This window comes from Sporosarcina sp. SG10008 (genome assembly GCF_044569405.1).
GTDB lineage: Bacteria > Bacillota > Bacilli > Bacillales_A > Planococcaceae > Sporosarcina > Sporosarcina psychrophila.
In genome coordinates, this window is sequence record NZ_CP172607.1 from 1527217 (window position 1) to 1540465 (window position 13249).

The following is a 13249-nucleotide window of genomic DNA, read 5'->3' on the forward strand; positions in this document are numbered from 1 at the left end:
CTCGTTATAGCAAGTGAATATGCTGACTCTTCACGGGTGGCATTGTCATTCAAAGTCTTGGAGAAAAACAAAAAATCATAAAAACTGTATTTAGTATGAAGAAGACAAAGAGAAATGGGAGGTGCCATTATATAGGTAGATTCACATATTTGTTTTGTCATGAAGCACTGCAAAGGAGGAACTCCATAAATTTTGGAGTCTTTTTTTTATTGCTTATAAGTGTTGGGATTTTCTTGCAAATGTTGGTAAATGGTAATCCTTTAATTGTAATGAAATAATTTAAGTTTGTTAGGGCAAGTGCTGATATAATGGAATTTAACTCTTTGGAATAATCGGTTCTCAGTAAACGCAGGAGGTGACGTAGTCATTTAAGTAATTGGTTATTATGTTAATGGCATACATAGAACTTCTTAACTGGAACGTACGTACTTTTGTGGAAGGGAGTAGAATACATGAAACTGCATTTTTATAATCATGCTTTTGCTAAACTCATAGAAAACTATACACTAACTAGCGAACAGCAACGATTTACGGGAACCCCAAAAGATTCTATTGATCTTTCGAATACGGAAGAGAATCGCTATTCGATTTTAGCGGTAGAAAATGAGCAACTTGTAACGTTCTTTAGCTTACATAAAGGTGAAGGGGTTAACCCTTTTTCTCCTAATGACGATGCTATATTAATTAGAAGCTTTTCAACGGATTTTCATCAGCAAGGTAAAGGTTATGGGAAGAAAGCATTGATGCTTATACCAGAATTTGTTAGAAGTAATTTTATTGGCATTGATGAGATCGTACTAGCTGTAAATATTAAAAATGAGATAGCTCAAGCCCTGTATAAAAAGTGTGGCTATATTGATGAAGGCGTTCGGGAGATGGGGAGAAGTGGTGAACTCATTGTGATGAGCTACCACCTGTAGGGAATTCTTTCATAACGAGCAAGTGGAGGGAATAAACAGTGGACCAACAAGTAATAGTGGAAGAATATCGTAATGACATTTTAGAAAACGTTCATATGGGTGTTATTTGTGGAATCAATGCAGATGGCGATATCCTTTATTCTGTTGGCAACGAAAATCATATGACATTTCTTCGTTCGGCAGCAAAACCATTTCAGGCGATTCCAGTTATTCAAAATGGAGTAGATGACAAGTTCGGACTTACATCCAAAGAAGCTACTTTATTTGCTGCTTCGCATCGTGGAGAAGACTATCACATTGAGGCGCTGGATTCGATTTTACAAAAGGTCGGAATTAATGAAGAGCAATTTTATTGCTGTCCAACCTATCCGCTGAATGAAGAACCAAAAGCGGACTATCATCGAAAGCACGGGAAGCAGCGAAAGCTTTACCATAACTGTTCAGGAAAGCATAGCGGTTTTATCGCTTTGGCAAAAGTGCTGGGATACGACATTGACGGTTATTGGAAGTTGGAACATCCGGTACAGCAGCTGAGCTTGGCCGCGATGGCTGATATGGCCAATTATCCGAAGAAAGACTTTGGCATTGGAATTGATGGATGTGGATTCCCTGTGTATGCAATGCCGCTTCAGAACATTGCTCAAGCGTACCTGAAACTTGCTTGTCCAGATTTGATTCAGCAACGAGAAATGAGAGAAGCTGTCGTTAAAATTACTCGCTATATGAATGCACATCCGGAAATGATTGCGAGTCATGATTTCATTTGCTCTGTTTTATTGGCGGACCCAAATATCGTTGCTAAAGGTGGAGCTAAGGGCGTGTATGGTTTTGCACTTAAGAATGAGCGAATGGGCTTTGCATTAAAAGTAATGGATGGATCCGAGCTTGTGTGGCCAATCATTATTGCATCTATTTTGGAGCAGATCGGTTATGAAAACCATGAAACGATTGAGCGTTTGTATAAGTTAGCGCCAAAAGAAATTATAAATGATAATAATGTGATTGTCGGGGAAAGAAAAGTCGTATTTGATTTACAAAAATAAAATGCATTCATAGGAGGTGTAACCAAAATGATGTTAGAAATTATAGCTACAAGTTTGACGGATGCAATTGCTGCAGAACGAAGTGGTGCCGACCGATTGGAACTTTGCGCAGCTTTGACTGAAGGTGGCCTAACGCCAAGTTTGGGATTGGTGGAAGCAGTGGTTGCAGGTGTAAATATTCCAGTCCATGTAATCGTTCGGCCACATAGTCGAACTTTTCACTATGATGACAACGATTTAGCTGTAATGATAGCTGACATTCGCCATATTAAACGTGCGGGAGCTGCGGGAGTTGTTGTTGGAGTACTAACTGAAGAGCGTAAAGTGAATACGGATGCCCTCTCACGTTTGTTGGAGGAAACTGGAGAGATGAAAGTCACTTTTCACCGTGCATTTGATGAGATAGAAGATCAGCTGGAAGCTTTAGAAGTCATTGCTCGTTTCCCACAGATTCAGCGGATTTTGACTTCAGGGGGACAAGCACCAGCGCCAGAAGCTGCTGAACAGCTGAAAAAGTTGGTGGACAAGTCTAAAGATACTTCTGTCCTAATTTTAGCGGGGAATGGTATGAACCCTGAAACGCTGTCTTCATTGGTGTCTGCAACAGGGATAGAAGAAGTTCATTTTGGGTCGGCTGTCCGTGTTAACAGGAGCTTCATGTATCCGATTGATGGAGCGATTATTACAGCGATAAAAAGTGAACTTGAGCATAGTTAAATTTGGAGAAAAGTGAAATTGTACCTACAAACATTGGGATTACGACAAATGAGATTATAGAAATAATAGTTGAAATAGGTTCGGAGGATCGAATGGAAAACAAAACCTTTATTGGAAATGTGAAATTACTAATACAAATGCATGCTGAAGGGTTGCTTGGTGGTGAAATAATGCCAGAGGATGCTCTGATTGGAATTGTTCCCAAAGATGATTTAATGAATGTACTGACATTAGGAATGGCTTTAAATTATCAAAGAAACTCATATAAATTATGGGAGTCGGTTGCACAAGCTTATTTGGATAAAAGTTCTCGTTGGATCTTTAATCCAAAAGTCGTATCTGAAAGTAATTTGGATGAATTACGTAGTATTTTGGTTTATTACCGAGTTGCTTTACAACCCAATCGCCACCCGGAAATTTGGCAACGTGTGTCTAAGGGAATAACTCAATCATCTCAAAGAGGTGACGTAATAGGATTGATTGAATCTGCTCAATTTGATATAGCCATCTTAAAAAGCATTATGGAAATCAATAGAAAGCCAGAATTTCCATATCTTTCTGGACCTAAGATTTTCAATTACTGGTTATATGCCATGGAAAGGTATACGGGAGTTTGCTGGAGGTCTCGAGAATTGATTACAATAGCTCCTGATACGCATATTTTGAAAGCTAGCGTAAATTTAGGTCTATGTTCTTCTGAGGTATTAGATGGTTCGTCGGATAATAGACAGATAGTTGCTAAATCATGGGAAAAGGCACTAATTGATAGTGAGTTATCTCCAATTGATGTTCATACCCCTTTATGGTTGTGGAGTCGTGCGGGTTTTCCATCTCTTTCAGTCTAATAACTTTGAAATGTTACACAAAAGCTAGCTATTAAAATGAATAGAATTATATGTTTGAGTAAGCAGTAACTGATAATAATAGTGTAGTTACAACTAGATAAGTAAGAGAACCGCTTGTGTTATTAGAATCAAATTATTCCCTTGTATGACATCGGGATAGCAGGATACTTTGATACAAAAGCTAATTAATCTGACTGACTTTTTGTTCTTAAACCAATTGAATATAGGACGAGTAATCAGCCATTTAACGAAAGTGACTGATTTTTTTGATTTCCCAAAACTGTTGTGATCTCACTATCATTCTGCATATATTAGTGAATAGGGGGATTAGAAAAAAATCTAGTCTTACTCTCTTTATTTATTGACAAAAAAACAGCAAGTTATGTAAGATGATAAAGTTGATTCATAGCTACTAGTACTAGATAAGCTATTGGTCACCGCGTGTAAAAGGAGTGAAAATCGCGCGTTAAATGTAAATCGGAAAACAGTTAAAGCGCCAGTGCTGAAGAAATCGGACGTTACTAATTTTCAGCAGACGAGGTGGAGGAGTATCGAACTTTCGGCGGAAGCCTCCCAATCGCGATTGCCCGGTTGTATTTTTTGCTAGTAAATCATTTGAGCAATCGAATGGACAAAGGAGCAAAAAGGCAAAATCATTCAAGCAATATGTAAGGACACTTCGCTAATTCAGCTGAGGTGTAGTTAAGTATTGCTTATTTTGCAAATATCGGAGGAAAAAATATGTGTGGAATAGTAGGTTATATTGGTGATTTAGATGCGAAAGAAATTCTATTAAAGGGACTTGAAAGGTTAGAATATCGTGGGTATGACTCGGCGGGAATCGCACTCCGCAATGAAAAAGGTATTACTGTTATAAAAGAAAAAGGACGTATTGCAGACCTACGTGCAGCAGTAGATTCAACAGTGTTAGCGTCAACTGGAATTGGTCAAACACGCTGGGCGACTCATGGCGTTCCAAATCAAACGAATGCACATCCACATCAAAGTACATCGAGTCGGTTTACACTTGTGCATAATGGTGTAATCGAGAATTATCATAACCTTCAAAAAGAATATTTACAGGACGTTCAAATGATTTCTGACACGGATACAGAAATTATCGTACAACTTGTTGAAAAGTTTGTTAAAGATGGTATGACTACTGAAACAGCTTTCCGTCACACACTGTCTTTACTCCATGGTTCCTATGCAATCGCCATGTTAGATGCTGATGAGGCAGACACTATTTTTGTTGCCAAAAACAAGAGCCCATTATTAATAGGAGTTGGAGACAACTTCAATGTGGTTGCTTCTGATGCGATGGCGATGTTACAAGTAACAAACCAATACGTTGAACTACATGATCAAGAAGTTGTCATTGTTCGTAAACAAGCAATCGAACTGATGACATTGGCTGGCGAAACTATTGACCGTGCACCTTTTACTGCAGAGCTCGATATGAGTGATATTGAGAAAGGCACGTACCCTCACTTTATGCTGAAAGAAATGGACGAACAGCCAGGTGTTATTCGTAAAATTCTTCAAGCATATGAAAACGAGCAAGGTGAACTTGCAATGGATGAGAATATTGTAAATGCGTTTAACGAAGCTGACCGTCTTTATATAATTGCAGCGGGCACAAGCTATCACGCTGGTCTTATCGGCAAGCACTATTTTGAAAAAATTGCTGGTATTCCGGTTGAAGTGCATATTTCAAGTGAATTTGGCTATAACATGCCACTTCTTTCGGAAAAACCGTTATTTCTTTTCATTACACAATCTGGAGAGACTGCGGACAGCCGTCAAGTATTGGTGAAAATAAAAGCGTTAGGCTACCCAAGCATTACGTTAACAAACGCTACAGGCTCCACACTTTCTCGTGAAGCGGATCATACATTACTGTTATACGCTGGTCCGGAAATTGCTGTAGCTTCGACAAAAGCATATACAGCTCAAGTAGCAGTTCTTGCTATCGTAGCTTATGTTGTAGCCAAAAAACGAGGGAAAACAGTAGAAATTGACTTGAAGAAAGAGCTTGCCATCACAGCGAATGCAATCCAAACACTTGTGGATTCAAAAGAGGAAATGGAGAAAATCGCACATGAATTCTTAGCAGTTTCTCGAAATGCTTTCTTCATCGGGCGGAACCTAGACTATTACGTTAGCTTAGAAGGTGCACTTAAAGTAAAAGAAATTTCCTACATTCAAGCAGAGGGCTTCGCAGGTGGGGAATTAAAACATGGGACGATTGCGCTGATTGAAGAGGGCACACCTGTGTTTGCAATTGTTACACAACAAGCAGTGAGTCTCAACACTCGTGGTAATGTTAAAGAAGTTGTCGCGCGCGGAGCGAATCCTTGCATACTGTCAATGGAAGGGTTGGAAGAAGAGAATGATCGTTTTGTTCTGCCCAAAGTGCATGACTTACTTACACCTCTTGTTGCCGTTATCCCCTTGCAGCTAATTAGCTATTACGCTGCTCTTCATAGAGGATGCGACGTTGACAAACCTCGTAATTTAGCAAAATCAGTTACGGTGGAGTGAGGTTAGTTTGAGTATCAATTTTTTTGATGTGATGTAGCTTTGAAATAAAGTTGTGGATTTAAAATAAAGTCGCGATGTTTGTAAAAAAATGCGACGTTTATAAAAAAGTTACGAAACACCCCTTTGGATTTTTATCCAAAGGGGTGTTTCGTTGTAAAAGGGCTTATTTAATGAAATAGTTGAGTGTAAACTGGATTTATAGAAATAAATGAAATGATATATGGAAGTTTGTTGAGGAATGTACTTAAACTCCTAGGAAAATAAAAAAACTCATATTATTGATAATAGTGCATAAATGTACGAGGGGAGTTGAAACTGTACGGGTTCATTAAGGGAAATCTAAAGTAGAGAGCTTCATTCGTACTCGTTTAGCGCATATGGTGATCGCAATGAAGCCGTACTTCAAGACAGATTAAAGGTATGGAAATTTTTTCTTGGATGCGGAGATATGAATCATCCAAAATGGATAAGATGGTAAACAAAATCATTACGGAATTAATCAAGAAATAAGTTCGGAGTACACGAGTCTCTTTGAATGACTAATGGTTTCAGAACCTGGTATCATTCAATAAAAAGTATACTCGAAGTATTCTATAATTAAGGGAATATAGATTTTAAGGAAGGAGACATTTTACAATGGGAACTTCAAACAGGAGCTTACGAATATGTAGCAACGGACACAACTATTATAAAAGTAGTGATTGTCCAAGCTGTCCGATATGCGAGGAAGAACGTGAGCCGGACAAGGGATTTCTCTCAAAGCTCTCAGCACCTGCAAGGAGAGCGTTAGAGCATCACGGTATTGGAACGTTACAACAACTATCAATGTTTAGCGAAAAAGAAATTTTACAATTTCACGGTATTGGCCCAGCTTCTCTGCCTATACTTAGAAACTCTTTGGAGGAAATTGGATTAGTATTTAAACCTTAAAGACAGGATTGGTCTTCTTATTTTTGCGAAGGTACCAAAGCGAATTCAATGGGATTTATTGTATGAGTGTATCTAGGTCGGTACTACGTGTTTGAATTATGAAATCTGCATACCAATCATTTTCAATTAATGTGGCAATAAATGCCATTTTAGTAATCAAAGAGGAGGTTAATCATGTATATTCCCAAGTATTTTAAAGTTACAGACGTAGATGAAATTAAAGAATTTGTTCAAGAGAACTCATTTGGAACTATTGTTACAATAAAACAAAATAAACCAATTGCTAGTCATTTACCTTTGGCGCTAAATAAAAAAGGAGATGATTATTATATTACCGGGCACATGGCATATGGGAATCCACAATGGAGAACATTCGAAGGCTGTGATGATGTACTAGTTGTGTTCCAGGGGCCACATGCTTATATTTCTTCTTCTTGGTACGGGCATGAAAATGTTCCAACATGGAATTATCAAGCCGTACATGTATATGGCATTGCGAGCATTTTGGATGAGGAAGAGTTAAAACAAGACCTAATAATGATGCTACAAAAATACGAGAAGCATCGAAAGAATCCGGTTTTATGGAACAAACTATCTCCTCAGTTAGTAGAAAAAGAACTAAAAGGAATTGTTGGATTTAAAATTAAAGTAGGAGAAATTCAAGCTGCCTATAAATTAAGTCAGAATCGCAATGAGGAGGATTATCTTAACATCGTTGATAAACTGCATGGGGAAGAAGAAACAAGTTCCCAACAAATGGCGAAGGTGATGAAAAAGAGAGTAGAGAATTACGGAGATTCTGATTAATATGTTAATAAATCCGATAATGGCGTGGAAAATCCTTTCCCTAAACGCCAAATAATGCTTACTTGAAAATCAAAAGGGTATTATTTGGCGTTTAGAATAAGAGGTTCACTAAATAGAAATACAAACAACAAATTGGAACTTCAAATCGGTATAATATCTTTTGGTCATGTCCTAACAAAATTTCTTTCGAGTAAAGCCCAATATAATATAGTTAAGTAGAATAATTCACTTGTGAATATAAGTATATTCTTATATGATGATCTAAGGAGGGATGACTAATGAATGAAACAGTAACGATTGATATGCAGCAAGCATCGCAACTCTTAAAATTACTCGGAGATCCAACCCGTTTGACCATGATGCAGCTACTCAAGTCACATGAATGCTGTGTGTGTGAATTTGTTGAGATTTTTAATATGAGTCAGCCAGCAATCAGCCAACACTTGCGTAAACTTAGAGATATTAAGGTAGTGAAAGAAGAACGTAGAGGACAATGGATTTTCTTCTCGATTAACAAAAATCATGAAGACTATCCGTTTATTCAAAGCATTCTTGAACAGCTTCCTGAACAGAATGAGTCTATAGCTAGACTGGAAGCGCAAGGGCTTAGAGTTTGCTGCGAGTAGGAAGGGGAATGGGCGTTGGTTTCAGTAATAATGGCATCATTGATATTCATCATTACAATTATTTTTGTTATTTGGCAGCCTAGAAATTTATCAATTGGATGGTCCGCTTGTATTGGAGCAATAATCGCTTTATTAGTAGGAGTGGTTAACTTTCAAGACGTTATTGATGTTACAGGGATTGTATGGAATGCTACTCTTGCTTTCATCGCCATTATAATCATCTCATTGATCTTAGATGAAATCGGATTCTTTGAGTGGGCTGCCTTACATATGGCTAGATTAGCTAAAGGCAGTGGGATTCGCATGTTTGTTTACGTCAGTATTTTAGGTGCAGTTGTTGCGGCTTTGTTCGCAAACGATGGGGCTGCATTAATACTAACGCCAATTGTTCTTGCAATGGTAAGAAATTTGAATTTCAATGAAAAGATGATTTTTCCATTTATTATTGCCAGTGGTTTTATAGCTGATACCACTTCGTTGCCATTAGTTGTGAGTAACTTAGTCAATATTGTTTCAGCAGACTTTTTCGGTATCGGATTTGTTGAATATGCAACCAGAATGATTGTTCCGAATTTATTTGCATTAGTTGCGAGCATTTTAGTGTTGTTGTTATTCTTCCGTAAAAGTATTCCTAAAGACTATGATGTCTCGGATTTAAAAGAACCGAAGGATGCTATCAAGGATATAAAAATGTTCCGACTAACTTGGCTGATTTTAAGCGTATTACTCTTAGGTTATTTCTCTAGTGGGTTTACGGGATTGCCTGTTTCTATTATTGCTGGGCTTACGGCGATATTCTTTATGGCCATGGCACAAAGAAGCCCAGCTGTACACACGAAGCAAGTACTTAAAGGGGCACCTTGGGCCATCGTTTTCTTCTCTGTTGGGATGTACGTTGTTGTCTACGGATTGCGTAATGTTGGTCTTACAGCTGTATTGGGCGATGTCATTCAATTGGCAGCCAATCAAGGACTCTTTATTGCAACGATTTCTATGGGATTTATTGCAGCGATATTGTCCTCACTTATGAATAATATGCCTACGGTCATGATTAACGCGTTAGCTATATCAGAAACGACTACGACAGGTCCTATTCGCGAGGCTTTGATTTATGCAAATATCATCGGATCGGATTTAGGTCCCAAAATAACGCCAATCGGTTCGTTGGCCACTTTACTATGGCTACATGTTTTATCTCAAAAAGGTGTGAAGATATCTTGGGGTAGCTATTTTAAAATCGGAATTATTTTAACGGTTCCTACACTTCTGATTACACTAATAGGACTGTATTTATGGCTGTCAATCATACAATAAAACACAAAAGGTGGCTTTAATTATGTCGAAAAAAACACTCTATTTCTTATGTACAGGTAACTCATGCCGTAGCCAAATGGCTGAAGGTTGGGGCAAAAAGTATCTTGGTGAAGAATGGCAGGTTCTCAGTGCTGGAATTGAAGCACATGGAGTTAATCCAAATGCTGTCAAAGCCATGAATGAGGCTGGCGTCGACATTTCGAATCAAACTTCGGATAGTATTGATCCACAAATCTTAAATGATGCAGATTTTATCGTCACGCTTTGTGGGGATGCTGCTGACAAGTGTCCGATGACACCACCCCATGTAAAGCGTGATCATTGGGGATTTGATGATCCTGCAAAGGCAGAAGGAACGAATGAAGAGAAGTGGGCTTTTTTCCAACGTGTTCGTAATGAAATTGGTGATCGTATTAGGTACTTTGCTGAAACTGGGAAATAAATAATTAATAAAGGTCGGGAGAAACCATCTCTCGACCTTTATTCCGAAATGCATATAAGTATATTATTATCTTTTTATGAAGGGGTCGATCCCAAGATGAATATCTAACGTACGACTTTGAATCAGCACAAAAAGTGGAACTGGATTTACCAAAAACAGGAGTATGCAATGTGAATCTGACACCAATAAGCAAGAACAGTCTTGATGCTGTTAAGTCAGCTAATGATTCTGCAATAATATAGGCGTTAGGTGATGAGATGAATAAAGAGGATCATGATTTTTATGCAAAAGGAAAAGTATTGTAAACCATTAGTCTTAAAAATAGAGTTGGATTAGTATTGAAGGGAAATCGAAAGCCTCAAGAACGCAACTGGGAGGGGATGGAAGAACGTGATATGCATTGACATACCATTAGGAACAAGTTAGTATAATTTAAGCTTTGAAAGGAGCGATAGAGGTGGGATTTTTACAACTATACTGATCGATATGTACATATTTTGTTAACCACTCTTTTGAGGGGTTATTTGTTGTGCGTACTAGGTTAGATAGGAAGTAGAAGCTTTATCGCTCTACAGATATCTTTACCATTTTTTAAGTACGCAGTAAAATGCGTACTTTTTTTATAGACTCAGGGAGACAGGTGCTATAGTCGTTTCTAAGCAGTCGTATTGTGATTTTATGATTTGGAGGGATTTCACTATGATGATGTTACTTTTCTATTGATACGGGCTTAGTAAGTCAAGCTCGTATCGGTGAAGAATCGATACGCAAATTCAGGAGGTATCGATTATAATGGAAAATAGAAATTGGAAACGAAAATTTATTGCGTTATATACAGGACAGTTTTTCTCATTGCTGAGTAGTGCCGCTGTTCAATTTAGTATTATTTGGTGGTTGACAGATACAACGGGTTCTCCACTTGTATTAGCACTGGCTGGGATAGCCGGCTTTTTACCGCAAGCCTTGCTCGGTCCATTTGCAGGGACGATTGTTGATCGTCATTCCCGTAAAGTGATGATGATTTTAGCAGATCTGATTATTGCACTGGGTAGTTTATTCTTGTTTTTATGGATGTATTATAGCGAGCCAAATATCACGTTAGTCATACTTGTGTTAATTGTTCGATCCCTTGCGACTGCTTTTCATATGCCGGCAATGCAAGCTTCTGTACCATTGCTTGCACCAAAAGAGCATCTTACAAAGGTTGCAGGCTGGGGGCAGATGGTGAGTTCAATGACCAATATTGCAGGACCCGCAGTAGGGGTGTCGTTACTGGCAGTTAGCTCCCTTGAATGGGTGTTATTGTTCGATGTTTTTGGCGCTATTATCGCTTGTAGCGTGCTATTGTTCATCCGAATTCCGAGCGTAACAAGAACAGAAGAAATGGCCACTGATAACTTGATAGCTGAAATGAAAGAAGGCTATCATGCGATTGTGAAACATCGCCTTGTCCTAAAGCTAACCATCGTGATGATTGTTGTAGCTGTTCTATTCATTCCCGTTGGAACTTATTTCCCGCTTATGGTACGGAATCATTTTGAAAAAGGCGTAGTAGAAGCAGGTATCGTTGAGATCGTATTTGCAATTGGTTTGATTGTAGGCGCTTCGTTTTTAGGTGTACTGGGAGATCGGTTCGATAAGGTTAAAACAATGGCAGCAGGCATGATCTTGATGGGCATTTCCTTATTTATTTCCGGTCTGCTTTTGCCGTCGATGTTCTATGTGTTCGTAGTGATGAGTTTTTTAGTCGGTTTAGCTGGTCCATTATTTTCAGCGCCATTCTATGCTTTTATCCAAGCGGAAATTGAACCTCAATTGCTTGGACGGGTATTCAGTTTTGTGACAAGTCTATCGTTATTGGCAGCACCAATTGGATTAGGTTTAGCTGGATTTTTTACGGAACTCACGAATGTAGCCGTCTTCTTTAGCGCGGCAGGTCTCCTTATTGTTCTAAATGCGGCAGTGACTATAAAAGTGAAGTAGGAGGAAGCGACATGCAATTTTTATTATTCTTTTAATACGAGCTTGAAATAGAAGCTCGTATCGATTCTAGCTATCGGTACGAAATTATAATATTTCGGAGGTAGTGAATTTGGAACAAATCTGTTTTGAAATAAAAAATGTTGAAATGACTTATTTAGATAAAGAAATATTGAAAATTGAACGGTTAACTGTCCATCAATTTGACCGGATTGGTATTGTTGGGAAAAATGTTGCTGGGAAAAGTACATTATTGAAATTGCTAGCTAATAATATTAAACCGACACGTGGAACAGTGAAACTTCATGTAGAGGGCGGTTACTTTGAGCAACTGGAAGCCCCACTGTTGTAGAAGCGGACGGGGCCTTACTTGGAAGATTGGCAGTTCCGCAATATTCTGAAGAGCTAAGTGGTGGTGAGCAAACAAGGTTGAAGTTGGCACAGTTGTTTACGCATTATTACGAAGCACTATTGATTGATGAGCCGACTACGCATTTAGATCAAGAAGGTATATCTTTTTTACTCGATGAACTGCGCTATTACTACGGGGCACTAGTATTAATTAGCCATGACCGCGCTGTTTTAGACTCGCTCGTTACCACAGTATGGGAAGTGAATGACGGAGTAGTACATGTCTATTCGGGAAATTACAGTGATTACCAGACGCAAAAACAGCTCGAACGTGAACAACAAAGTCAATCGCACGAACAATTCGTAAAAGAGAAGAACCGTCTTGAAAAAGCAGTGCAAGAAAAAATGAAAATAAACAATTGAATCAAGTGTAATTTCAGTGGCCTGATGGAGAATATTCTGTTCGAGAACTGTTCACATCAGTCAAACTGATATATTGTACAGTAGGAAACCCTTTTTTTATATTAAATTTCTCTAAATTTGCTAAGAACCTGGTTTTTACAAAATTAGTAAGGATATCGATTGCTTACGCTTAGATAAACAAATCCGCAAATGATTTGCAGAAGAGGGGGTTAATTTTAGATTGAAGTAACTTTTGCAAGCTATGGATTTGATTGAGCGGGATAGATTTTGCTTGACTGTCAAGGCTATGGTTCGATTTTCCAAGAAA

Annotated in this window: 11 protein-coding genes and 1 pseudogene; all 12 read left to right on the forward strand. The window is 38.4% G+C overall.

Features of this window, described 5'->3' with window-relative positions:
• Positions 1-452 precede the first annotated feature (452 nt).
• On the forward strand, positions 453-920 hold the full coding sequence (locus tag ACGLYD_RS07265; protein WP_067208863.1) for an N-acetyltransferase: 468 nt from the start codon (positions 453-455) through the stop codon (positions 918-920).
• Positions 921-1015: 95 nt separating this feature from the next.
• The gene (locus tag ACGLYD_RS07270) at positions 1016-1963 is read left to right on the forward strand and encodes an asparaginase (protein ID WP_399633146.1); all 948 of its coding nucleotides are present in this window, start codon (positions 1016-1018) and stop codon (positions 1961-1963) included.
• Positions 1964-1990: 27 nt separating this feature from the next.
• Entirely contained in the window at positions 1991-2680 is a 690-nt protein-coding gene (locus ACGLYD_RS07275) for a copper homeostasis protein CutC (protein WP_187047688.1), read from the forward strand.
• 92 nt (positions 2681-2772) lie between these two features.
• Positions 2773-3525, forward strand: coding sequence for a hypothetical protein (locus tag ACGLYD_RS07280; protein WP_067213934.1), 753 nt, complete (start codon positions 2773-2775; stop codon positions 3523-3525).
• A gap of 741 nt (positions 3526-4266) precedes the next feature.
• A complete protein-coding gene (glmS, locus tag ACGLYD_RS07285) occupies positions 4267-6069 on the forward strand; it encodes a glutamine--fructose-6-phosphate transaminase (isomerizing) (RefSeq protein WP_399632148.1) in 1803 nt (600 codons plus the stop codon).
• A 636-nt stretch (positions 6070-6705) separates the two neighbouring features.
• Positions 6706-6999, forward strand: coding sequence for an RNA polymerase alpha subunit C-terminal domain-containing protein (locus ACGLYD_RS07290; RefSeq protein ID WP_340742049.1), 294 nt, complete (start codon positions 6706-6708; stop codon positions 6997-6999).
• Between the two features lie 174 nt (positions 7000-7173).
• Positions 7174-7806 (forward strand): FMN-binding negative transcriptional regulator, encoded by a 633-nt coding sequence (locus ACGLYD_RS07295; protein ID WP_399632151.1) that lies wholly within the window; start codon positions 7174-7176, stop codon positions 7804-7806.
• Between the two features lie 278 nt (positions 7807-8084).
• A complete protein-coding gene (locus ACGLYD_RS07300; protein WP_067208877.1) occupies positions 8085-8432 on the forward strand; it encodes a metalloregulator ArsR/SmtB family transcription factor in 348 nt (115 codons plus the stop codon).
• Between the two features lie 15 nt (positions 8433-8447).
• Positions 8448-9746 (forward strand): arsenic transporter, encoded by a 1299-nt coding sequence (locus ACGLYD_RS07305; RefSeq protein WP_304627124.1) that lies wholly within the window; start codon positions 8448-8450, stop codon positions 9744-9746.
• A gap of 22 nt (positions 9747-9768) precedes the next feature.
• On the forward strand, positions 9769-10188 hold the full coding sequence (gene arsC / locus ACGLYD_RS07310) for an arsenate reductase (thioredoxin) (RefSeq protein WP_067208883.1): 420 nt from the start codon (positions 9769-9771) through the stop codon (positions 10186-10188).
• A gap of 792 nt (positions 10189-10980) precedes the next feature.
• Positions 10981-12171 (forward strand): MFS transporter, encoded by a 1191-nt coding sequence (locus ACGLYD_RS07315; protein WP_067208885.1) that lies wholly within the window; start codon positions 10981-10983, stop codon positions 12169-12171.
• Between the two features lie 109 nt (positions 12172-12280).
• A pseudogene (locus tag ACGLYD_RS07320) lies at positions 12281-12930 on the forward strand (ATP-binding cassette domain-containing protein); the annotation flags it as partial.
• Between the last annotated feature and the right edge of the window lie 319 nt (positions 12931-13249).

Coding starts and splice junctions, on each gene's coding strand:
- ACGLYD_RS07270 (WP_399633146.1), top strand. CDS start 1,016: ATGGGTGTTATTTGTGGAATCAATGCAGATGGCGATATCCTTTATTCT.
- ACGLYD_RS07265 (WP_067208863.1), top strand. CDS start 453: ATGAAACTGCATTTTTATAATCATGCTTTTGCTAAACTCATAGAAAAC.
- glmS (WP_399632148.1), top strand. CDS start 4,267: ATGTGTGGAATAGTAGGTTATATTGGTGATTTAGATGCGAAAGAAATT.
- ACGLYD_RS07280 (WP_067213934.1), top strand. CDS start 2,773: ATGGAAAACAAAACCTTTATTGGAAATGTGAAATTACTAATACAAATG.
- ACGLYD_RS07290 (WP_340742049.1), top strand. CDS start 6,706: ATGGGAACTTCAAACAGGAGCTTACGAATATGTAGCAACGGACACAAC.
- ACGLYD_RS07300 (WP_067208877.1), top strand. CDS start 8,085: ATGAATGAAACAGTAACGATTGATATGCAGCAAGCATCGCAACTCTTA.
- ACGLYD_RS07315 (WP_067208885.1), top strand. CDS start 10,981: ATGGAAAATAGAAATTGGAAACGAAAATTTATTGCGTTATATACAGGA.
- ACGLYD_RS07275 (WP_187047688.1), top strand. CDS start 1,991: ATGATGTTAGAAATTATAGCTACAAGTTTGACGGATGCAATTGCTGCA.
- ACGLYD_RS07295 (WP_399632151.1), top strand. CDS start 7,174: ATGTATATTCCCAAGTATTTTAAAGTTACAGACGTAGATGAAATTAAA.
- arsC (WP_067208883.1), top strand. CDS start 9,769: ATGTCGAAAAAAACACTCTATTTCTTATGTACAGGTAACTCATGCCGT.